At 72.6% G+C, this 20443-nt stretch carries 11 protein-coding genes and 3 tRNA genes; 9 read left to right on the top strand and 5 right to left on the bottom strand.

The annotated features are described in order from the left end of the window. Window positions 1-93 precede the first annotated feature (93 nt). Window positions 94-3723 carry a S8 family serine peptidase gene (locus tag OG406_RS27005; protein WP_329188221.1) on the bottom strand — a complete coding sequence of 1210 codons (3630 nt, stop codon included), beginning with the start codon at window positions 3721-3723 and terminating at the stop codon, window positions 94-96. Between the two features lie 513 nt (window positions 3724-4236). Here OG406_RS27005 and OG406_RS27000 point away from each other — a divergent pair. From OG406_RS27000 to fxsT, 7 genes are all read left to right on the top strand, one after another. Next, entirely contained in the window at window positions 4237-5274 is a 1038-nt protein-coding gene (locus OG406_RS27000; protein ID WP_081217139.1) for a rod shape-determining protein, read from the top strand. Window positions 5275-5297: 23 nt separating this feature from the next. Next, the gene (locus OG406_RS26995; RefSeq protein ID WP_329188218.1) at window positions 5298-7049 is read left to right on the top strand and encodes a GAF domain-containing protein; all 1752 of its coding nucleotides are present in this window, start codon (window positions 5298-5300) and stop codon (window positions 7047-7049) included. A gap of 206 nt (window positions 7050-7255) precedes the next feature. Further along, window positions 7256-7417, top strand: a complete 162-nt coding sequence (locus tag OG406_RS26990) for a hypothetical protein (protein WP_164370741.1) — start codon at window positions 7256-7258, stop codon at window positions 7415-7417. A gap of 144 nt (window positions 7418-7561) precedes the next feature. After that, a complete protein-coding gene (gene fxsBH / locus OG406_RS26985; protein WP_329188216.1) occupies window positions 7562-9751 on the top strand; it encodes a radical SAM/SPASM protein FxsBH, inactivated beta-hydroxylase extension form in 2190 nt (729 codons plus the stop codon). A gap of 58 nt (window positions 9752-9809) precedes the next feature. Beyond that, window positions 9810-10517, top strand: coding sequence for an AAC(3) family N-acetyltransferase (locus tag OG406_RS26980; protein ID WP_329188215.1), 708 nt, complete (start codon window positions 9810-9812; stop codon window positions 10515-10517). Window positions 10518-10611: 94 nt separating this feature from the next. Beyond that, window positions 10612-11925, top strand: coding sequence for a TIR-like protein FxsC (locus tag OG406_RS26975; RefSeq protein ID WP_266848645.1), 1314 nt, complete (start codon window positions 10612-10614; stop codon window positions 11923-11925). After that, window positions 11922-15869 (top strand): FxSxx-COOH system tetratricopeptide repeat protein, encoded by a 3948-nt coding sequence (gene fxsT / locus OG406_RS26970; RefSeq protein WP_266613522.1) that lies wholly within the window; start codon window positions 11922-11924, stop codon window positions 15867-15869. Before OG406_RS26975 ends, fxsT begins: the two co-directional genes overlap by 4 nt. Before the next feature lie 231 nt (window positions 15870-16100). Here fxsT and OG406_RS26965 read toward each other — a convergent pair whose 3' ends face one another. The 4 genes from OG406_RS26965 to OG406_RS26950 form a co-directional block, all read right to left on the bottom strand. Further along, the gene (locus tag OG406_RS26965) at window positions 16101-17084 is read right to left on the bottom strand and encodes an alpha/beta fold hydrolase (protein WP_164370736.1); all 984 of its coding nucleotides are present in this window, start codon (window positions 17082-17084) and stop codon (window positions 16101-16103) included. A gap of 855 nt (window positions 17085-17939) precedes the next feature. Beyond that, window positions 17940-18016: transfer RNA gene (locus OG406_RS26960), tRNA-Ile, on the bottom strand. A gap of 166 nt (window positions 18017-18182) precedes the next feature. Continuing rightward, window positions 18183-18255: transfer RNA gene (locus OG406_RS26955), tRNA-Asn, on the bottom strand. A gap of 5 nt (window positions 18256-18260) precedes the next feature. After that, a tRNA-Asn gene (locus tag OG406_RS26950) sits at window positions 18261-18333 on the bottom strand. A gap of 145 nt (window positions 18334-18478) precedes the next feature. On the opposite strand from OG406_RS26950, the gene OG406_RS26945 reads away from it, so the two are divergent. After that, entirely contained in the window at window positions 18479-18784 is a 306-nt protein-coding gene (locus OG406_RS26945) for a YtxH domain-containing protein (protein WP_164370735.1), read from the top strand. A 97-nt stretch (window positions 18785-18881) separates the two neighbouring features. Then, on the top strand, window positions 18882-20336 hold the full coding sequence (locus tag OG406_RS26940; protein WP_164370734.1) for an FGGY family carbohydrate kinase: 1455 nt from the start codon (window positions 18882-18884) through the stop codon (window positions 20334-20336). Window positions 20337-20443 lie beyond the last annotated feature (107 nt).

Below are 20443 nucleotides of genomic sequence, written 5' to 3'. Positions count from 1 at the left end.
CTCCTGTGCGGAGGAGCCGGGGTGCCGGGTCTCCCGTTCCATGGGCCGGCCGCGCGGCACCCGCTGGTCGCGGGGGTGCCGCGCGGCGGCCGGTCACTTCACGCCCACCGCCCGGATGATCTCCTGGGTGACCGTGCCGCCCTGGTCGTCCCGCGCGGAGGCCCGCAGCGAGATGAAGCCGGCGCCGCGCGGGACGGCCAACAGGCCCTTCCAGGAGGCCTGGTGGCCGAGGAGCGGCACCTTCCTCCAGGTCTTCCCGTCGTCGTAGGACACCTCCAGCTTTCCGCCGCCGATGGTGCCGGTGTCCGGCGCGCCCTTCACGTACTCGGCGAACAGGCCCACCGGGACGAGGCCGTGGCGGACGTCGCCCGTGAGGTCGGTGCCGACGTCGAAGCCGAGGTTGAGGAGCGGGAGGAAGGTGGAGCGGTCCTCGGGGGTGGCCGCCGAGCGGACGGTCCACTCGGTGTGCCCCTTGGTGGAGAGCTTCCAGCGCTCCGGGTCGAGGGCGGTGTCCGTGACGACCTTGTAGGTGTGCTCGTCGGCGGGCGCCTCCCACACGTAGGCGGCGGAGCTGGTGCCCCGGTCGACGAGGACGTCGTCCTGGTACACCGAGGTGGTCTGGGTCATCCCGGACTCCTCGCTCCACACGTCGCCGAAGCCGGTGTGGTCGGGCCCGGAGTCGCCCCAGCCGGGGGTGTTGAACTGGATCTGGTTGCCGTTGCGCTGCTGGCCCCAGCCGAGTCCGGTGCCGAGCCAGGGGTGCCAGACCGGCTTGAACCAGTCGAGGGTGTCGTGGGTGCCGCCCTTGTAGGGGACCAGGCCGCTGCGCTCCTCCAGCGTGCCCTCGCCGACGAACGCGGACTCCGTCCAGGTCTGGCCGGGGCCGGTGGAGACGTAGTCGGTGCGCTCGGCCGGGTAGTCGACGCGCTCCTGGAAGCCGATGCCGATCGGGAAGGGGGCGGCGATCGAGTAGCGGAACTCGCTGCCCGAGACCGGCTTCACCGCGTGGAACTTCGTGTCCAGCACGGCCAGTTCACGGTGTCCGGGTTCGTAGGTCAGGCTCCGGTCCGGGACCGCGCCCCGGTAGCCCTGCGAAAGGTCGTACACGTAGGGCGTGTTGCGGGTGCCGGTCATGTCGACGGTCCGGGAGGAGCGCAGCTTCGCCGCGTCCGCGGTGTTCACGGTGGCGATCTGAAGGGACCGGTCGGCGTAGTCGTCCGTGCCGAACCAGGCGTTGAGGCGTCCCGCCGTGCCGTCGGTGACGAACAGGGCCTTGGCGCCCGCGTCCTGGGCCGCCTGGGCGAGCGCGGCCGGCTCGACGCCGTCGGTGAGCGTGGCGAGGGCGGCCTTGCCGCGCACCCCGGTGAACGGTCCGTCACCGACGTCGACGAGGGACAGCTTGCTGCGGCCCTCGATGAGGGTGCCGCCGGGCTGGGCGAGCGCGTCCCCGACGCCCTTCACCTCCAGGAGGGGCTTCCCGAGGCGCCACACGGTCCGGTAGTCGAAGCTGCCCTCGGTGACCTTCGGGGTCGGCGCCGCGAAGATGCTGTCGTACATGACCGGCACCTGGACCGCGCCGAACAGGTCGGAGCCGCCCGCGTTGCGGTCGTACTCCATCAGCAGCTGCCGGGTCTCGGTGCGCTGGTCGACCTTGGCGGCGATCTCCCGCAACGTCCGTCCGTCGAGGGTGACGTCGCGGTCCCGGTCGAGGGTGATCTGGGGTGCGGCGAGGAAGCCGAGTCCGAGCGAGTCGGCGCCGTGGCTGCCGCGCACGTCGAGGAAGGACGTCAGGCCGTACGTGCCCGGCAGCAGCCGGAGCTTCACGGTGCCGGACTCCCCGACGGACGCCGGGTAGGGGTCGGTGCCCGCGGCGAACTGCTGCACCGCGAGGTCGGCTGCGGTCGGCCTGCCGTCCCGGTCCTTCACGTGGACGGTGAGCGTGTACCGCTCCTCCTCCTTGACCAGCCCGAACGCGGTGTGGGCGACGGGGGTGCCGTCCACCGAGGCGACGATCTGCCCGGAGGTGTCGCCGACCGGTGCCTTCGCCGCGTCGCCGGTGACCGTGGTGGAGGCGGTGCCGTGCGCGGGCACGGTGAGCGTGGTGTCGGCGAGGGTGGCGACACCCTCGCCGGCCCCCTCCGCGGCGAGCGTCAACCGCACCGCCGCGTCGTAGGAGTTGGTGTACGTCACGGTCTTCGTGACGGGCTTGTCGTCCTCGTAGGGCCAGCCGTGGAAGCCGAGGTCGGCGCTGCCGGTGGCGGTGATCTCCGCGCCGGTCGCGTCCGGGACGCTCACCCGGCCCGCGCCCAGCTGGTAGACGGAGGCGTCGAGCCGCTTCGACGTCGACATCAGCCCGTCCTTGAGCTGCGCGCCGGTCCAGTCGGGATGCTTCTGCGCCAGCAGCGCGGCCACGCCCGCGACGTGCGGGGTCGCCATCGACGTACCGCTCATCGTCGTGTACGGGCCGCTGCCGTCGACGAGCGTCGAGCGGGCGGCGAGGATGTCGACGCCGGGCGCGGACAGGTCGGGCTTGAGGGCGTTGTCGCCGGAGCGCGGTCCGGCACTGGTGAAGTAGGCGGCCTCGTCGGCGGAGTCGACGGCACCGATGGTCAGCGCGGAGTCGGCGGCGCCGGGCGAGCCGATGGAGGAGCGGGCGCCGGTGTTGCCCGCGGCGATGACGAAGAGGGCGCCGGTCTCCTTCGAGAGGCTGTCGACGGCCAGGGCCATCGGGTCGGTGCCGTCACTGGCCTCGGTCGAGCCGAGGCTCATCGAGATCACCTTGGCGTGCACGTCGCGGGCGGCCCACTCCATGCCGGCGATGATCTGCGAGTCGCTGCCCGAGCCCTCGTCGCTGAGCACCTTGCCGACGGCGAGCGTGGCGTCGGGCGCGACGCCCTTCTCCTTGCCGTCGGAGGCGGCGCCGCTGCCGCCGACGGTGGAGGTGACGTGCGTGCCGTGCCCGTTGCGGTCGGCGACCTCCTGTCCGTCGATGAAGCTCTTGGTCTGCGTGACGCGTCCTGCCAGGTCGGGGTGGCCGGTGTCGACACCGGTGTCGAGGACGGCGACGGTCACGCCCTTGCCGGTGAGACCGGCCTCCCACGCCTCGGGGGTGCCGATCTGCGCGTTGCTCTCGGCCATGTCGGCCTTGACGCGCCCGTCGAGCCATACCTTGCCGATGCCGTCCTGGCGGGTCACCGCCTTCCAGAACGTCCGGCCCTTGTCCGCGTCGACGGCGGCGCCGCGGATGCTGGGCAGTGCCCGGGTCCGCTCGGCCCCGGCCGGGATCAGGGCCCGTGCCTTGGCGTCGTAGGTGACGATCAGCGGCAGCTCGTGCGTCTTCTGATCGGTGAGCCCCTGGCGTATCAGCTCGCTCACGTCGAACAGCCGACGGTCGAGGGTGCCCGCCCGCAGATACGGCAGCGCCTCGTCGGGTACGACGGTGACGGCCCCGTCGGCCACCTGGGTGCGCACCGCTCCGGTGGCACCCCGGGGCCGCACCACGGACACCGTCTTCTTGCCGCCGCCGACGTCGGTGACGGTCACCTTGTCGCCGGTCACGAGGGTGACGGTGTGCGCCGCGGACGCGGCCCGCTTCGACGCCGGGGTGCCGGTGTCGCCGGTTCCCGCGGCGTCGAGCGCGCCGGCCCGCCCCATGGGCAGCAGGGCGAGCACGAGCCCGGCCGACAGCAGCGCCGCCGGACGTCTCGCTGGTCCTCTGGTCATTGGTGCCCTCTCTTCATCGCCGTACCGCGCCGGACGGGGGTGGTGCCCGGGGCTTGCGAAGAGTGTCGGGGGGCTTGTGTTGCGGGGGTGTTGACGGAACCTGGCGGGAAGGCGCCCTGGCGGCTTCCCGCCAGGTCACGGACGGGGACACGGCGGTAGGAGCCACAGAAACCGGGACAGGTCCGAGCGGCCCGTCGGACCGCCGGGGGCAGGGGGCCGGCAACTCACTGACGCGGTGTCAGTCGGGCGTCCCGGTGACCGGACCCGGGCGGGCTGACCATCCGTCATCGGCCCGCGCCGACCGGGGATGCCGCCGGCCGGACGGGCACTCCGGGAGCCCGGCGCGGACCACTCCGGCCGTGCGCGGGAGCGGGCGGGGGAAGACCACCCGTCCAGCGGCACCCCGCCCGGCCCCCCACAAAGGGCGGCGCCCGCCCCGCGCGCCGAGGATGCGAAGAGAGGACCGCCGCCCGGCGGAGCCCCACACGGTCTGCGCTCTCGGGAGGACCCGCCATGACCGCCAGCCTGGAGCAGTTGCGCCGCTGCCATTTCGCCGTCGACCTGGGCGCCGCGAGGACCCGCGTGTACGTGAAGGGCGCGGGCCTGGTCGTCGACCAGCCGAGCGTCGCGGCGATCAACACGAAGACGGGCGCGCTGATCGCGGTCGGTGAGTTCGCGGAGAAGATGACGGGCCGTACGCCCGACTACATCCGGGTCGTGCGTCCCGTCTCCGGCGGCACGGTGGTCGACATCGACATGGCCCAGCGGATGCTGCGTCACCTGCTCGGCGACAAGGTGCGCCGCGCGCTGCGCCGCAAGCCCCGGCTGCGGGCCGCCGCCTGCACCCCGCACGACGCGGACCCGCTGGCGCAGCGCGCGGCGATCGAGACGCTGGTCGGCCTCGGGGCGCGGCGGGTCGAGCTGGTGGACACCCTGATCGCCGCCGCGGTCGGCTGCGGTCTGCCCGTCGAACGGCCCGAGGCCACCATGATCATGGTGTGCGGGGCCGCCGCCACCCAGCTCGCCGTCCTGTCGCTGGGCTCGATCGTGACGGCCGAGCGCATCCCCGTCGGCGGCGAGGCGGTCGACCACGCGATCGTCCAGCACCTGCGCCACCAGCACGAGTTGATGCTGCCGAGCCAGGCCGTACGCCCCCTGCAGATCGCGCTCTCCGGCAACGGGCTCACCCCGCACGGACCGGCCCTCACCGAGATCCACGGACGGGACGTCGCCACCGGCCTCGCCCGTTCCGTGCAGGTCGACACCGCCGCCGTGCGCAACGCGATCCAGACCCCGCTGACCGCGGTGCTCGACGGCATCGGCAAGGTGCTCCGCACCTGCCCGCCCGACCTGGTGGCCGACCTCGCCGACCGCGGGATCATGATGGTCGGCGGCAGCGCGCTGCTGCCGGGCCTCGACCAGATGCTGCGGCAGGCGACGGGCATGCCGGTGCACATCGCGGAACGGCCCGACGTCTGTGCCGTCCAGGGACTCGGCTACATGCTGGAGGGCAAGATCGAGCCGCTGATCCTGGACCCGCTGGCCGGCTGACTCCCGGTGCCCGGGGGTCTCGCATGACCGGTCCCGCACACGTACCCGGCCGCGGGCCCGATCCCGTCCCCGGGCTCCCTCCCCTTCTCGAAGCGGTGCTGCGCGTGGGCACCGACCTCGAACTGCGCGCCACGCTCCAGCGGATCGTGGACGCGGCGGCGGAGCTGACCGGCGCCCGGTCCGCGGCCCTCGGCACGACGGACCCGGGCCGGGACGGCCTGGTCCGCATCCGCACGACGGCGCCCGACCGGCCCTCGGCCCCCGGAACGGCCGCCGAGGGCGCCGGCGCCGGCCCCGGGCACGACGCCGGCGACCGGCACGAGCACGGCGCCGACCGCGAAGGCACCGGCACCAGCACCACCGGCGACGGCGACGGCGAAGGTGAAGGACACGGCGACAGCACCGGCCCCGGCGACAGCCGCGGCGGGACCGGAACGGCCACCGGGGCGGGCCCCGGGGCCGAGGCGGGCGCCGAAACCGGGGCCGACGCCGACCCGCACCCCGCCCCCGACCTCTGTCTGGACGTCCCCATCCGTGTCGGTGACGAGGTGTTCGGGAACCTCTACCTCGCGGACCGGTCCGGCGGCCCCTTCACCTCGGAGGACGAGCAGGTGGTCCGGCTCCTCGCCACCCAGGCCGGGATCGCGATCGCCAACGCCCGGCTGTACGAGACGGCCCGGCAGCGCGAACGCTGGATCGAGGGCGCCGCCGCCGTCACCACGGCCCTGCTCACCGGGGAGAGCGCCGACGACGCGCTGCTGACGGTCGCCGAGCGGGCCCGGCTCCTCGCGGGTGCGGCGGCCGGGGTGATCCTCCAGCCCACCCCGGAGGGCGGGATGGAGATCGTGGCCGCCTCCACGCACGAGGACCCGGACGGCATCGTCGGGACCACCATCACGCCCGGCAGCCCGGTCCTCGAACAACTCCTGGGCGGGGAGCCGGTGTTCATCGACGACTCGGCGACCGACCCGCGGATGACGACGCCGGTGCGCTCCCGGTTCGGGCCGAGCATGATGCTGCCCCTGGAGACCGAGGGCCGGCTCATCGGCACGCTGGCCCTGCCGCGCGCCCGGGGCGACCGCCCCTACACCCGGGTCGAACGTCTGCTGGCCACCCAGTTCGCCTCGCAGGCCGCGCTCGCACTCGTCCTCGCCGGTGCCCGGCACAGCCGGGAGCGCCTCGCGGTCTACGAGGACCGCGACCGCATCGCCCGCGACCTGCACGACCTGGTCGTCCAACGCCTGTTCGCCACCGGCATGATGCTGGAGTCCACGCTGCGCCGGAGCCGGGCGGAGGGGACCGTCGGCGCGACGGACGCGGCGGGGGCGAGCAAGCCGGGGGACGGCGAGGGCGCGGAGGTGCGGGCGACGCTCGGGCACGCCGTCGACGAGCTGCAGTCCACGATCCAGGAGGTCCGCACCGCGATCTTCGCCCTCCAGCAGCCGCCCGCCGACGCGCCCACCACCTTCCGCGGCAAGGTGCTGCGCGAGACGGCGGGCGCGGGAGCCCCGCTCGGTTTCCAGCCGTCCGTCCGGTTCACCGGCCCCGTCGAGGACCGGATCCCGGAGTCCGTCGCCGGACACCTCGTCGCCGCCCTGCGCCGCGCCCTCGCCGTCGCCTCACGGCGCACCGGGGTCTCCCGGATCGAGGTCGCCGTCGACGCGACGGCCGCCCTGCCGGACGGCAGGCCCGCCGTGCGGCTCACCGTCCGGGACGACTCCCCGGCGGCCGGCGGCGGCCCGGACTCTCCGTTCATCTGGCAGTCACCGCTGTGACCGGTTTGCACCTGCCGAACGGACGTTCCGTATTCACCTGGGCGGATCAACTGGCCCGACCCGGCCGGCCTCCGGTATTGACCTGGCCCTCATACCGCAGAATCCGCCGGGAATCCACCGATCCCCCAGGCCAATGTTGTTGATCTCCTGTAGGGTCCGGCTGAGAAGGCCAAAAAACATGTAGCCTCAGAGTCGAAAGTCCTCACATGAACCCTTCGGTGACGCCGGCGCCGCAGCACTCGACCGCTCCTGAGTCCCTGCCCAGGCAGCACACTCCCCTGTCGGCCATCACCGCGTCCACGGGACGCATGACCGACGTCCTCGAAAGGCGTCCGATCAAGCCGATCACCTTCGACTCGGCGCTGTAGGGGCCACCCGTCCCGCTCTGGGCGCATCCGGTGGGACCTCGCCGCCGGCTGCGCCCACGTTTGTGTCCACGAGGCGCCAACTCCCTTGATTGATCATGGAGTTGACGGCCCTCGAGGTGGCGGCCTGACGCTACCCTTCACCGGGTGAAGCTGCAGCAACTCGTCCTCAAGATCCATAGCAGATGCGATCTCGCCTGCGACCACTGCTATGTGTACGAGCATGCCGATCAGAGCTGGAAAGGGCGCCCGACCGTAATTTCCGAGGAAACGGTCGGAAGGGTCGCCGAGAGATTGGCGGCCTATGCGGAAGCACATGAACTCCCCTCGGTTTCCGTGATCCTTCACGGTGGCGAACCACTTCTCGTGGGCCCCTCCCGGATGAGAAACATCTGTGCGGAACTCAAACGCGTTATCACCCCGGTCACCACGCTGGACCTCCGCATTCACACCAACGGTGTGCAGCTGAACACCCGCCATCTGAATGTATTCAAAGAATTCGGCGTCAAAGTCAGCGTCTCGCTCGACGGCGACCGCTCCTCCAACGACCGCCACCGGCTCGACCGCCGCGGGCGCAGCAGTTACGAGCGGGCCGTGAAGGGCATCGGCCTGCTGCGCTCGGAGGAGTACAGGCACCTCTACAGCGGACTGTTGTGCACCGTGGACGTGGCCAACGACCCGATCGCCGTGCACGAAGCGCTGGTGGCGCTCGACCCGCCCAGGATCGACTACCTCCTTCCGCACTCCACGTGGGACAACCCTCCCCCCCGGCCCGCGGACGCTCCGACCGTGTACGCCGACTGGCTCCTGAAGATCTTCGATCACTGGGAGCAGCAGGGGCGCACCGTCCCGGTGCGGACCTTCGACTCGGTTCTCAGCACCCTGCGCGGGGGACCGAGCCTGACGGAGGCCATGGGACTCGCCCCCAGTGATCTCGCGGTCGTCGAGACCGACGGCAGCTTCGAGCAGGCCGACTCGCTGAAGACGGCATACGACGGCGCCCCCGCGACGGGTTACGACGTCGTCGAGCACAGTTTCGACGAGTTCGCGCTCCACCCCGGTGTGCGCGCGCGCCAGTCGGGCCTGGCAGGCCTCAGCGACACCTGCCGCTCGTGCCCGGTCGTGGAATCCTGCGGCGGGGGCCTCTACGCGCACCGCTACAGCAGCGAGGGCGCGTTCGACAACCCGTCCGTCTTCTGCGAAGACCTGCGCACGCTGGTCGACGGTGTGGCGGAGCGGATCACCGACCGCGCGCTGTCCCCCGTCGTGGGCAGCACGGACGACCTCGTCTGGCACCAGGGTGAGCTGAACAGGACCCTCCTGGCGGCCGCCGCCGACCGGCACCGGGCGGAGCCCGACTGGTCCGGCGTGTGGAGGGCCTTCCTGGAGCTGGACGGCGCCCCCGACGTCGCCCCCCACCTCGACAGGACTCTCGCGCACCCCTACGTCCGCACCGCGCTGAGGGACGCCCTGCACGACCCCGCCTCCGCCGCGCCGCTCGCCGCGACGGCCGTCGCCGTCGCCGTCCGCGCCCGCGCCGACCTCGAACTCCGCTGGGACCACCCCACCGCCGCACTGCACCTGCCCGCGCTGGGCACCCTCACCCTGCGGGAGGCGGGGCCCGTGGCCGTCTCGGTGAAGGCCGGCGAGCTGCGGGTGAGCACCCTCTGGGGTGACGAGTTCACCCCGGGTGAGGCTTCGGCCGGGTGGCGCCCCGTGCCCACGGTCCCCCTCGCGGACGGCACGCTGCTGCTCCTGGACGACTCCGACCCGCTCCGCGACTGCTATTCCGTGCCGGTCGCCGAGCCGCTGGGCCCCAGCGGCCTCGCCCGGTTCACCGAACGGCTGCGCCGGGCCTACGTGTTGCTGGAGGAGCGGCATCCTCTCGAGCGGGGCCGCGTCCACGCGGTGGCGCTGACCACCGTCACTCCGCTCGCCGCCGGAACGGGCGTACGGCTCGGCGCGCACGGGCTCGGCGCGATCGGCCTGGCCGTGGACTTCGAGCCCGAGGACCTGGTCAGGGAACTGCCGCGCGCCGCACGGCTGGCGCGTCTGCGGGCGCTGCGCGAGACGGCCGACCTGAACGTGCCGGGCAACCGGGCCGGCCGGCTGCTCGACGAGGCGAGCGGAGAGCTGGGCAACGCCGCGTACTGGGCCGGCGAGGCGGCCGAGCACACCGCCGCACTGGAGCGGGCCGGCCGCGCCCTCGACCTGCTGGCGGCCCGCCCCGCCCACGAACTCACCGCGACCGGTGCGGTGTTGGCGGACGAGCTGCGCGCCGAGCTGAGGCAGGCGGCGAGCGCGCTCCCTACGAGCCGGTCCGGCCACCGTGACTGACGCGCGCCAACTGGACGATTTATTCAGGGATGTGGGTGTTCCGCGCGGAGGCGTCCTCATGGTGCACGCCTCCCTCGGCGGCAGTGGCCTGCGGGCCGCCGCGGTGCGGGACGCGCTGCTCGACGCGCTCGGTCCGGACGGCACCCTCGTCGTGCCCGCGTTCTCGCCGGAGAACTCGTTCACCTCGCGGGCCTACCAGGAGCTCACGGCGGGGATGACCGAGGAGGAGGAGCGGGCGTTCCGCGCGTCACGGCCACCGTTCGACGTCCCGACCACGCCCTGCCCGACGATGGGCGTGCTCGCCGAGTGCGTCCGCACCACGCCGGGCGCCGCCCGCAGCACCCACCCGCACACCTCACTGGCCGGACTCGGCCCGCGGTCGGCCGAGTTGCTCGGCGTCCACGACCCGGACTGCCACCTCGGCGAACGCTCCCCGCTCGGCGCGCTCTACGCGGCCGGCGCCCATGTCCTGCTGTTCCGGGTGGGGTTCGAGGTGTGCAGCGCGTTCCACCTCGCCGAGTACCGGCTGCGGCCGACGCCACCGCTCCGCTCGTACTCCTGTGTGATCGGGCGGCCCGGTCACTGGATCTCGTACGAGGACATCACCCTGTACGACGGGGACTTCGGGGCGATCGGGGCGCGGCTGCCGCGTGATCTCCCGGTGGAACGGGAAATGGCGGGGAGAGCGGTGCGGCTCTTCGGGATGCGGGAGGCCGTCGATCTCGCCGGGGTCCAGATGTCTGGATATCGCCAGGGATTGACGTGAAAGAGGCGACCCGCGCGGGGCCTCGGTCGGGAAGATTGTGGGTTCCGGCCAGGTGAACATCCCGTAGGGGTCAAATCCACAGGCAGGGGGGCGCGTGGACATACCTGAACGGGCATCGGACAACCGGCCGTACTTCTTTCTGAGTTACGCCCACACACCGGCCTGGGGGCCCGGCGGCGGGGACCCGGACCACTGGGTGCAGGTCCTCTTCACCGATCTGTGCGACCACATCATGGCCCTGACCGACCTGCCCGCGGGGGTGCCCGCCGGGTTCATGGACCGGGAGATGCGTTCGGGCGACGGGTGGCCGGAGAAACTCAGCGAGAACCTCGCCAACTGCCGTGTGTTCGTTCCGCTGTTCTCGCCGCGCTACTTCACCAGTGAGAGTTGCGGGCGGGAATGGTTCGCCTTCAACGAACGCATTCTGCGGGCCCGGGCCACCAGCAACGGCGCCGTGCAGGCGATCGTCCCGGCCCTGTGGACGCATATCGACTACGCCCAACTCCCGGATTCCGTACGGCACATCCATGTGGACCACGCCCAGTTCGGGGACCGCTACGCCGCGAACGGCATCTACGGTCTGATCAAGCTGAACCGGCTGCGTGACGAGTACGAGGAGACGGTGCTCGGCCTCGCCCAGCGGATCGTGCAGATCGCGCAGGAGTCCCCGCTGCCGTCCAGCAGACCGCGCCCCTACGAGAGCACGCCGAGCGCGTTCAAGCCGCGCGGCGAGGGACCCCGGCGGATCCATCTGACGGTGGCGGCGCCCACCCGGCACAGCATCCCCGAGCACCGGGACACCCGCCCGTACGGCGAGGACGCCCAGGACTGGAACCCGTACCACTCGGAGTCGACCCGTTCGCTGCCCGCGCTCGCCGAGGAGCTCATCCGCTCCCTCGACTACCGGATCACGGTGTCCTCGTTCGACGACGAGACCACCGACGACGACCTGGGCGCGGACGACACGGAGAAGGCGGGACCGAGCCATCCGGGCATCCTGCTCGTCGACCGCTGGGCGCTCACCGACGAGGAACGGGCCCGCAGGCTCAAGGCGTTCGACGCCAGCGCCCGGCCGTGGATCAGCGCGGTCGTCCCCTGGAACCGGACCGACATCCAGTGCCACGGCGAGGAGGGCCGGCGACTGGCGGCGGAGCTCGAACGGACGCTGCCGCTGATCCTCGACCGGGGGCGGCGCGCGGACTGCCGGGTCGCCGTCAACGGCGTGCCCACGCTGAAGGCCTTCACCGACGTACTCCCTGTCGTCGTCGCGCACGCGACCCGGCAGTACCTGAAGCACGCCGAGGCGCATCCGCCCGCGGGCCCGGCCGTCCGCCGGCCCCGTCTGATGGGCCCCACCCACCCGCCGCTGCCCGAAGGCGGATCCGACCACGGAGGAGAAGAAGCATGACGGCCGTGCAGGACGGACGGATCATCACCTTCTACTCGTACAAGGGAGGCACGGGCCGCACCATGGCCCTGGCCAACACGGCCTGGATCCTCGCCGCCAACGGCAGGCGCGTCCTCGCCGTCGACTGGGACCTGGAGGCTCCCGGCCTGCACCGCTTCTTCCATCCCTTCCTCGACCCCAACGCGCTCGCGGCCACCACCGGCGTCATCGACATCATCAACGAGTACGCGTGGGCCGCGACCACCGGAACCCAGCGCTCCGGCGAGTGGCACCGGGACTACGCGCGGGTCGAGCAGCACGCCATCTCCCTGACGCCCGAGCGCCTCGGACTGCGCTTCCAGGAGGGCGGCTCGCTCGACTTCCTCTCCGCCGGCCGCCAGGACCGCTCGTACTCGGCGAGCGTGTCCTCCTTCGAGTGGGACAACTTCTACGAACGGCTCGGCGGCGGTCTCTTCCTCGACGCCCTGCGCGACGACATGCGGTCCTCCTACGACTACGTGCTGATCGACAGCCGTACCGGGCTCTCCGACAACGCCGACATCTGCACCATCCAGATGCCCGACGTGCTGGTGGACTGCTTCACGCTCAGCGACCAGTCCCTCGACGGCGCGGCGGCCGTCGCCCGCAGCGTCGAGGACGGCTACCGCAAGCGGCCCATCCGGGTCCTGCCGGTGCCGATGCGCATCGACGAGGGCGAGAAGGAGAAGGTGGACGCCGGCCGGGCGCTGGCCCGTCTGAAGTTCGACGGACTGCCCAAGGGGCTCGGCGGCGAGGAGATGGCGGGCGAGGAGCTGACCGCCTACTGGGGTGCCGTCGAGATCCCGTACCGCCCGTACTACGCCTACGAGGAGACCCTCGCGACCGTCGGCGACGAGAGCGGCATCGCCAACTCGCTGCTGTCCGCCTTCGAGCGGCTCACCGCGGTCATCACGGACGGCACGGTGACCGCCCTGCCGCCGGTGCCGGAGCCGGTGCGGCTGCGCTGCCGGGACGCCTTCCTCAGGCGGCGGCCGATCTCCACCGCGGCGGACGTGGTCATCGCGTACACGGCGGAGAACCGCGTGTGGGCGGACTGGATCGAGTCGCTCCTCAAGCGGGCCGGCTGCCGCGTCACCCCGCACGACGTCGCGTCCGGCCCCGTCGACCGCCCGGACCCGGCGACCCGCACCCTCGTGCTGCTGTCCAAGGCGTTCCGCAAGTCCCGGCACGCCGACCCCCTCTGGCGCGCCCTGACGGACGCCGAGGACGAGGCCCCGCACGACGCGGCGCACGGCAGCGTCGTCCCCGTCCGGGTGGACGAGGTGCACCTCCCGCAGTCCTACCTCGACCGCAATCCGGTCGACCTGCACCGGCTCGACGAGGCCCAGTGCGTCGGCGCGCTCCTCGGCGCCCTGGAACTGCCGGGCCGGCCTGTCGAACCGGGCGCGGCGGGGCCCCGGTTCCCGGGCAGCACCCCGGCCATCTGGAGCGCGCCGCAGCGGAACAACACCTTCACCGGCCGTGACGTCATCCTCGACCGGGTCCGCGACCAGCTCGGCGGCGGCATCTCCGTCGTGCTGCCGCAGCCGCAGGCGCTGTACGGCCTCGGCGGCGTCGGCAAGACCCAGGTGGCGCTGGAGTACGTGCACCGGTTCATGGCCGACTACGACCTGGTGTGGTGGATCTCCGCGGAGGACCCCGGCAACGTCGTCTCCTCGCTCGCCGAACTCGCCGCCCGCATCGGCGCGCCCAGCGGCGAGGACATCAACCTGGCCAGCCAGGAGGCCGTGCAGATGCTGGCCCGCGGGGCGCCGACCAAGCGGTGGATCCTGATCTTCGACAACGCCGACGACCCGGCCCGCCTCACCCGCTTCTTCCCGGCCGGTGGCGGCGGCCACATCCTCGTCACCTCCCGCAACCAGGCGTGGGCGCAGCAGGGCGCCTCCCTGCCCATCGACGTGTTCCTGCGCGAGGAGAGCGTCGAGCACCTCACCCGGCGCGCCTCCGGGCTGACCGTGGAGGAGGCCGACCGGGTCGCGACGGCGGTCGGTGACCTGCCCCTGGCCGTCGAGCAGGCGGCGGCCTGGCTCGCGGAGACGGCCACCCCGATCGAGGACTACCTGCGCCAGCTCGCCGAACAGACCACCGAGGTCCTGGACCTCAACCAGCCCGCGGACTATCCGCAGACGGTGGCCGCGACCTGGAACATCTCCATAGCCAGGCTCCGCGAACGGTCCCCGGCGTCGGTGCGGCTGCTCCAGCTGTGCGCGTTCCTGGCCGCCGAGCCGATCTCCTCGCACCTGCTCTACAGCAAGGAGATGATCGACGCCCTCAGGCCGTACGACCCGGCGCTCCAGGAGAGCCTGCTGCTGGGCCGGGTGATCCGGGAGATCGGCCGGTTCGCGCTCGCCAAGGTCGACCAGGTCAGCAACAGCATCCAGGTCCACCGGCTGGTGCAGGCCGTGATCCGGTCGCAGCTCACCGAGGAGGAGCAGCGGCAGGCCCGGCACGTGGTACACACGGTCCTCGCGGGCTGCCGGCCCGACGGCGACGAACCGATCGACGACCCGGAGACCTGGCCGCGCTTCGCGGTCATCTGGCCGCATCTTGCGGCCTCGGACGCCCGCAACTGCACCGACTCCGCCACCCGCAGGCTCCTCATCGACCGCGTCCGCTATCTGTGGAAGCGCGGCGAGTTCCCCGGTGCGCAGGCGCTCGCCGAGGAGCTCCTCGCCCACTGGGAGCCGATCCTCGGCGAGGACGACGTGCAGTTCCTGTACCTGCGCTGCCAGCTCGGCAACGTCCTGCGGTCCCAGGGCCGCTACGTGGAGGCCCGGGACATCAACACGGCGCTCCTGGAGCGCCAGCAGCGCGTCCTCGGGCCCACGCACCCGCACACGTACGTCACCATGTCCGGCCTCGCCAGCGACCTCGCGGCACTCGGGGTGTACGAGTCGGCGGTGGACTACGCGCGCGAGGCGCACGAAGGGTTCCGGCAGATCTTCCACGAGTCGCACCGCCGCACCCTGAGCGCCGCCAACAACCTCGCGCTGGCGCTGCGCATGGTCGGCCGGTACGGCGAGGCCCGCGTCCTCGACCAGGAGACCTTCGACCGCCGCACCGAGGTCCTCGGCCCGGACCATCCGTACACGCTCGCCTCGGCGGCCCGCCTCGGCCGCGACCTGCGCGAGGTCGGCCGCTACGGCGAGTCGGTCTCCCTCCTCTCCCGCGCCTACGACGCCCACAAGCGCATCCTCGGCAAGGATTTCCCGGGCACGCTGAGCTGCGCCAAGTCCCTCGCGGTGTCGCTGCGGCGGGCGGGCGAGTTCGAGGACGCCCGCCGGCTCACGACGGCGACGCGCGCGCAGTACCGGCAGCAGTACGAGGCGCCGACGCCGGACTCGCTGGCCTGCGACCTCAACATGGCGGCGGACCTGTTCGCGGCGGACGAGCGGGAGGCGGCGCGCGAGGTGGCCCGGGACGCCCTCACGGAGTACATGAAGGTGCCGGGCGAGGCCCACCCGTACACCCAGGCGGCGCTGAACAACCTGGGGATCTTCCACTGGGGCTGCGGCGACGCCGAGGAGGCGGAGAAGGTGTTCCGCAAGGTGCTGCGGCGGATGGGCGAGGTCCTCGGCGAGAAGCACCCCCACACCCTGTTCACGGGCGTCAACTACGCCAACGTCCTCGCCGACCAGGGCCGGCTGGAGGAGGCCCGCGACCTGGAGGAGAAGGCGATGGTGACCCTCCGTACGGTGCTCGGCCCGCACCACCCGGAGACCCTCGCGGTCGTCGCGAACGCGGGCCTCACCCTGGCCGCGCTCGGCCGCCGTGACGAGGCCCGCCGGCTGCGCGAGGAGGCCCTGTCGGAGCTGCGCGCGCTGCTCGGCGAGGAGAACGGCCTGACCCGCGTCGCCGCGGACGACCGCCGCATCTACCGGGACCTGGAACCGCTGGCGGTGTGAGGCGCGGGGGCGCCCGGAGTGGCCGAGGGCCGGCTGCTCCGGGCGCCCCGACGACGTCGGGGTCTCACGTCGCGAACACGGGCCGGTGGGCCGGGGCCCCGGCACGGAGACGCACTCCGGACGTCGGGGAACGGTCGCGACGGGCGTCCGGTGAGCGGGGCCCCGTCTCGTGCCGGGGCCCGGTGACCGACCGGACCGCGGGCCCTTTCGGGTGCACACCGCCCGGAATCCTCAGAGCGCGGCGGCAGCCTGCGAGCGCGCCCGGCCGGACGGTGCCTGCGGGACGTCGGCGTGGGCGCCCGCGCCGGAGGTCACCGCGCGGCTCCTCCTGCTGCCGGGCCACACCGGGGTGTCGGCCAGCAGCCAGGCGAGCACCTTGGGCAGGGCCCGCAGCGCGGCGAAGTGCGCGGCGGTGGGTTCGAGGACGGCGGTGGCCCGGGGGATCCGGGCGGCCATCCAGGAGGAGTGCGAGGCCGGGGAGAACACGTCCTTCACCCCGTGCCAGAGCAGCACCGGCACGCGGATGTCCGCCGGTTCGAAGCCCCAGGTCCCGGTGAGGGCGAGCGCGTCGTCGATCCAGCCGTACGGGGAGGTCCGCAGCGCCTCGCGGTAGTTGCGCAGCAGCATCGAGCGGATGGTGTTGTCGGAGACGATCTGCCGGTCGTCGGCGGTGAGTTCGGGGCGCAGGTCCTCCAGGAGGCGGACCGGGTCCCGGCGGATGGCGGCGGACCGCGGGATCAGCCGGGCGGTGAAGCGGTCCGGGTCGGTGAACGCGGTCCGGAACTCGTTGACGTTCGACGGTGCCATCCCGGCGAACCAGTCGAGCCCCTCGGCGCCGCGCGGCGCGAGTCCCACGAGGGCCGCGGCCCGGGTCACCCGCTGCGGCATCAGCGCGGCGCAGGCCAGCGCGTGCGGGGCGCCCCCGGACCGGCCGGCCACGGCGAACCGCTCGATGCCGAGCGCGTCCGCGATGGAGGTGACGTCCTGCACGACGTCGACGACGCGCCGTCCCGGGAGCCGGTCCGATCCCCCGTACCCGGGGCGGTCGTAGCTGATCAGCCGGGTGCCGCGCTGGTACAGGAACATGGACCGGGGCCGCGGTCCGACGCGGCTGCCGGGCATGCCGTGCAGCAGGAACACGGGGCGTCCCCGTGGGTCCCCCGAGATCTCGACGCGCAGCAACCGGCCGTCCGCCGAACGCACATGGTCACGCACAGCGCTCCCCCTCCCTCGGTCCGGACGGACCGGGACAAACGCTGCCGAGTGACTGCCCGCCCGGATGTACGACGAAACGAGTTCGTGAGTCAACCTGACCATCAGATCAAGCCACTCGCGGCTCGGCGGGCTCCGGACGGGAGCGGGAGCGGGAGAAGGAGAGTGAAGGAGGGTGAAGGAGAAGGAGGGAGAACAGGGCGGGGAACAGCGGAACCGGCTGGGAGTGACGGCCGGTTCAGTACGGCAGGATGCGCCCCGACGGGGTCCTGCGGTCGATCGGCATCTCGCGCGGCGCTGCGGGCCGGCGGCTGACGCGAATCCGGATCTGACGGTTCATGACCCCTCCTCATGACTGACGATCCCCCGCGTCATCACCGACGCGCTTAGACGCATGGTGCCCACGGAGAACGGCTCCTACCCTCCGAGCAGCATGTTCGGTACGGCGCTCTCGTCCCCCCGGGGAGGAGACGGGCCCCGCGGACCGGGTGCGGACCCGGTGCGGAGCGGGACGGGACCGGCGCCGACCGGGACGGGACCGGTGCGGCGGGTGTCCTGGAGGGCGCCTGGGGGTCCGGCGCGGGATCCGGTGGGTGCGGCCGCCCGGAGGGGGCCTTGTGAAGGCCCCGCGATCAGTGCCGCGGGCCTCTCCGGTACGGCCTCGGGGCGGCTCGCGTGTACTCCGTCCGAGGCCCGGTCAGGCCGTTCGGGTGAGGGGCGAGTTGGGCGGAAGGGGGGGCCTCCGCGAGGGCCCTGCGACCGGGGTTCCACGGTCGGGCGGGGCGCCCTCGCGGGCTCTCAACTCGCCTGATCCACCAGCGAAGTTGCTGGTCGCATCGATTCTTCACGCGTAGCGTGTGGTGGGGCGGGTGGGACTCGAACCCACGGCCGACGGATTATGAGTCCGCTGCTCTAACCGGCTGAGCTACCGCCCCGTTACGGCGCGCCGCGCACATTTGTGCGCGCCGTCTGCCGCAGCATAGCCGCTCATACGATCTCCTGCTTCGGATGGTCGGCATCGCACGACCATGAGGACTTCGGCGTGCCCCGAGCGGTTCCCCCGGACATGAAAAAGGACCCCTGAGGGGTCCTCTTCCGTTGCTCTCCCGACTGGACTCGAACCAGTAACCTGCCGGTTAACAGCCGGCTGCTCTGCCAATTGAGCTACAGGAGACCGAGCTCCCCCGACTGGACTCGAACCAGTAACCTGCCGGTTAACAGCCGGCTGCTCTGCCAATTGAGCTACAGGGGAATGTCTCGTTGCATCGAACGCACCTACCTGGGTATTCGCCAGGGGGCGTGCGCTCGCTGCGACACATACATTAGCGCAAGCAGGGGGGTGCTCCGCCAATCGGTTCCCTCCGTACCGATGCCGACGCAAGGGAAGGGTGGCTGTCATGCGCTACAAGCTCACATTCGTCGCCGGACTGGCCCTGGGGTACGTGCTCGGCACGCGCGCCGGGCGAGAGCGTTACGAACAGCTGAGGAAGTCCGCTCGCCAGGTCTCGCAGAACCCGGCGGTGCGCAACACCGCCGAGACCGCCGCCCAGCAGGGCCGCGCGATCGCGGGCAAGGCGTTCCACACGGTGAGCGAGAAGGTGGGCGACCGCGTCCCCGACTCGGTCACCGACCGGGTCCGCTCGCTGCGGCAGCGGAACACGGGCGGGGCCGGACAGGACGACTGGGGCACCAGCAACACCTGACCGGCACACCCGTGACACCAGGGGAATCAGGGGCCGCGCCGGATCTCGTGCACCCACCCGGCGCCGCCACCCCCCGTCGTACGGCAGAATTTCGCCCATGGGGATAGTCGCCGGGTTGGACAGTTCGCCCGATTTCACTCGCATCGTCGTCTGCGACGCGGACACGGGCACCGTGCTGCGGCAGGGCTACGCGCCGCACCCGCTCGACGGCGCCGAGGGCGGCGGACGTCCTTCCGACGTGGATCCACAGGCCTGGCTGCTGTCCCTGGGCGAGGCCGCCGGCGGCGGCCTGCTCGAAGGCGTGCAGGCGATCGGCGTGTCCGCGCAGCAGAACGGCCTCGTCCCGCTGGACGTACAGGGCAACACCGTGCGGCCCGCGCTGGTCGGCGGTGACAAGCGGGCGCAGGTCGCCGCGGCCGATCTGATCGACGCGCTCGGCGGGCGCGAGGCATGGGCACAGGCCGTGGGCAGCGTCCCGCAGGCCGCCCAGCCGGTGACCAAGCTCCGCTGGCTGAACAAGACCGAACCCGACGCTGCGCGGCGGACCGCCATGCTGCTCCAGGCCCACGACTGGCTGGTGTGGCAGCTGCTCGGCCGGCCGGTGCGCAGGACCACGGACCGGGGCGGCGCCTCCGGCACCGGCTACTGGTCGGCGGCGACCGGCGGCTACCGCCCCGACCTCATCGAACTCGCACTCGGCCATGGGGCCGCGCTCCCCGAGGTGCTCGGCCCGGCCGACGCGGCGGGGACCACGCCCGAGGGGCTGCTGATATCCGCCGGCACCGGCGAGACCATGGCGGCGGCGTTCGGGCTCGGCATCGGGCTCGGCGACGCGGTGGTGTCGCTCGGCGCCTCCGGTTCCGTGATGGCCGTGCACACCGAGGCGCTGGTGGACTCCACCGGCATGATCACCTCCCTCGCGGACGCGACCGGCATGCACCTCCCGGTCGTCAGCACCCTCAACGCCGTACGGGCCCTGCGCGGCGCCGCCGAGATGCTCGGCGTGCCGGACCTGGAGGGCCTGTCCGACCTGGCGATGAAGTCGACGCCCGGCTCGCACGGGCTGGTCCTGCTGCCGTACCTGGAGGGCGAGCGCACGCCGAACCTGCCGCACACGGCGGGGACCCTGGCGGGGCTGCGCCGGGAGTCGATGCGGCCCGAGCATCTCGCGCGGGCGGCGTTCGAGGGCATGCTCTGCGGGCTCGCGGACGCGCTCGACGTCCTGCGCGGGCGCGGTGTCGACGTCCGCCGGATCTTCCTGCTCGGCCAGGCCGCGGAGCTTCCCGCCGTCCAGGCCGTGGCGCCCGCGCTGTTCGGCGCGCCGGTCGTGGTGCCGCAGCCCGCGGACTACGCGGCGCTCGGCGCGGCCCGCCAGGCCGCCTGGGCCCTCGGCGCCTCCCAGGGCACCCTCGACCCGCGGAACCCGCCCAACTGGCAGGGTCCGGTCGCCCAGGTGCTGGAGCCGGGCGAGGAACTCGCCGTGGGCCAGGCCGTACGCCAGCAGTACGTGTCCGTACGGGAACAGACGCATCCCGGGGCGTTCCGGGCGTAACGGGTTCGGACCGGCTCACGGGATCCGACCAGGCGTACGTCCCCGGACGGAGCCATGGCCGGTTCTTGGTCCGCACTTGGGTTATTCGCTTGAGGTAACACCGGTGG

This window comes from Streptomyces sp. NBC_01428 (assembly GCF_036231965.1).
In the GTDB taxonomy this organism is placed as follows: Bacteria; Actinomycetota; Actinomycetes; order Streptomycetales; family Streptomycetaceae; genus Streptomyces.
This window is presented reverse-complemented; position numbering and strand designations above follow the sequence as displayed.

Coding starts and splice junctions, on each gene's coding strand:
- OG406_RS26945 (WP_164370735.1), top strand. CDS start 18,479: ATGCGCTACAAGCTCACATTCGTCGCCGGACTGGCCCTGGGGTACGTG.
- OG406_RS26940 (WP_164370734.1), top strand. CDS start 18,882: ATGGGGATAGTCGCCGGGTTGGACAGTTCGCCCGATTTCACTCGCATC.
- OG406_RS27005 (WP_329188221.1), bottom strand. CDS start 3,723: ATGACCAGAGGACCAGCGAGACGTCCGGCGGCGCTGCTGTCGGCCGGG.
- OG406_RS27000 (WP_081217139.1), top strand. CDS start 4,237: ATGACCGCCAGCCTGGAGCAGTTGCGCCGCTGCCATTTCGCCGTCGAC.
- OG406_RS26990 (WP_164370741.1), top strand. CDS start 7,256: ATGAACCCTTCGGTGACGCCGGCGCCGCAGCACTCGACCGCTCCTGAG.
- fxsT (WP_266613522.1), top strand. CDS start 11,922: ATGACGGCCGTGCAGGACGGACGGATCATCACCTTCTACTCGTACAAG.
- OG406_RS26980 (WP_329188215.1), top strand. CDS start 9,810: ATGGTGCACGCCTCCCTCGGCGGCAGTGGCCTGCGGGCCGCCGCGGTG.
- OG406_RS26995 (WP_329188218.1), top strand. CDS start 5,298: ATGACCGGTCCCGCACACGTACCCGGCCGCGGGCCCGATCCCGTCCCC.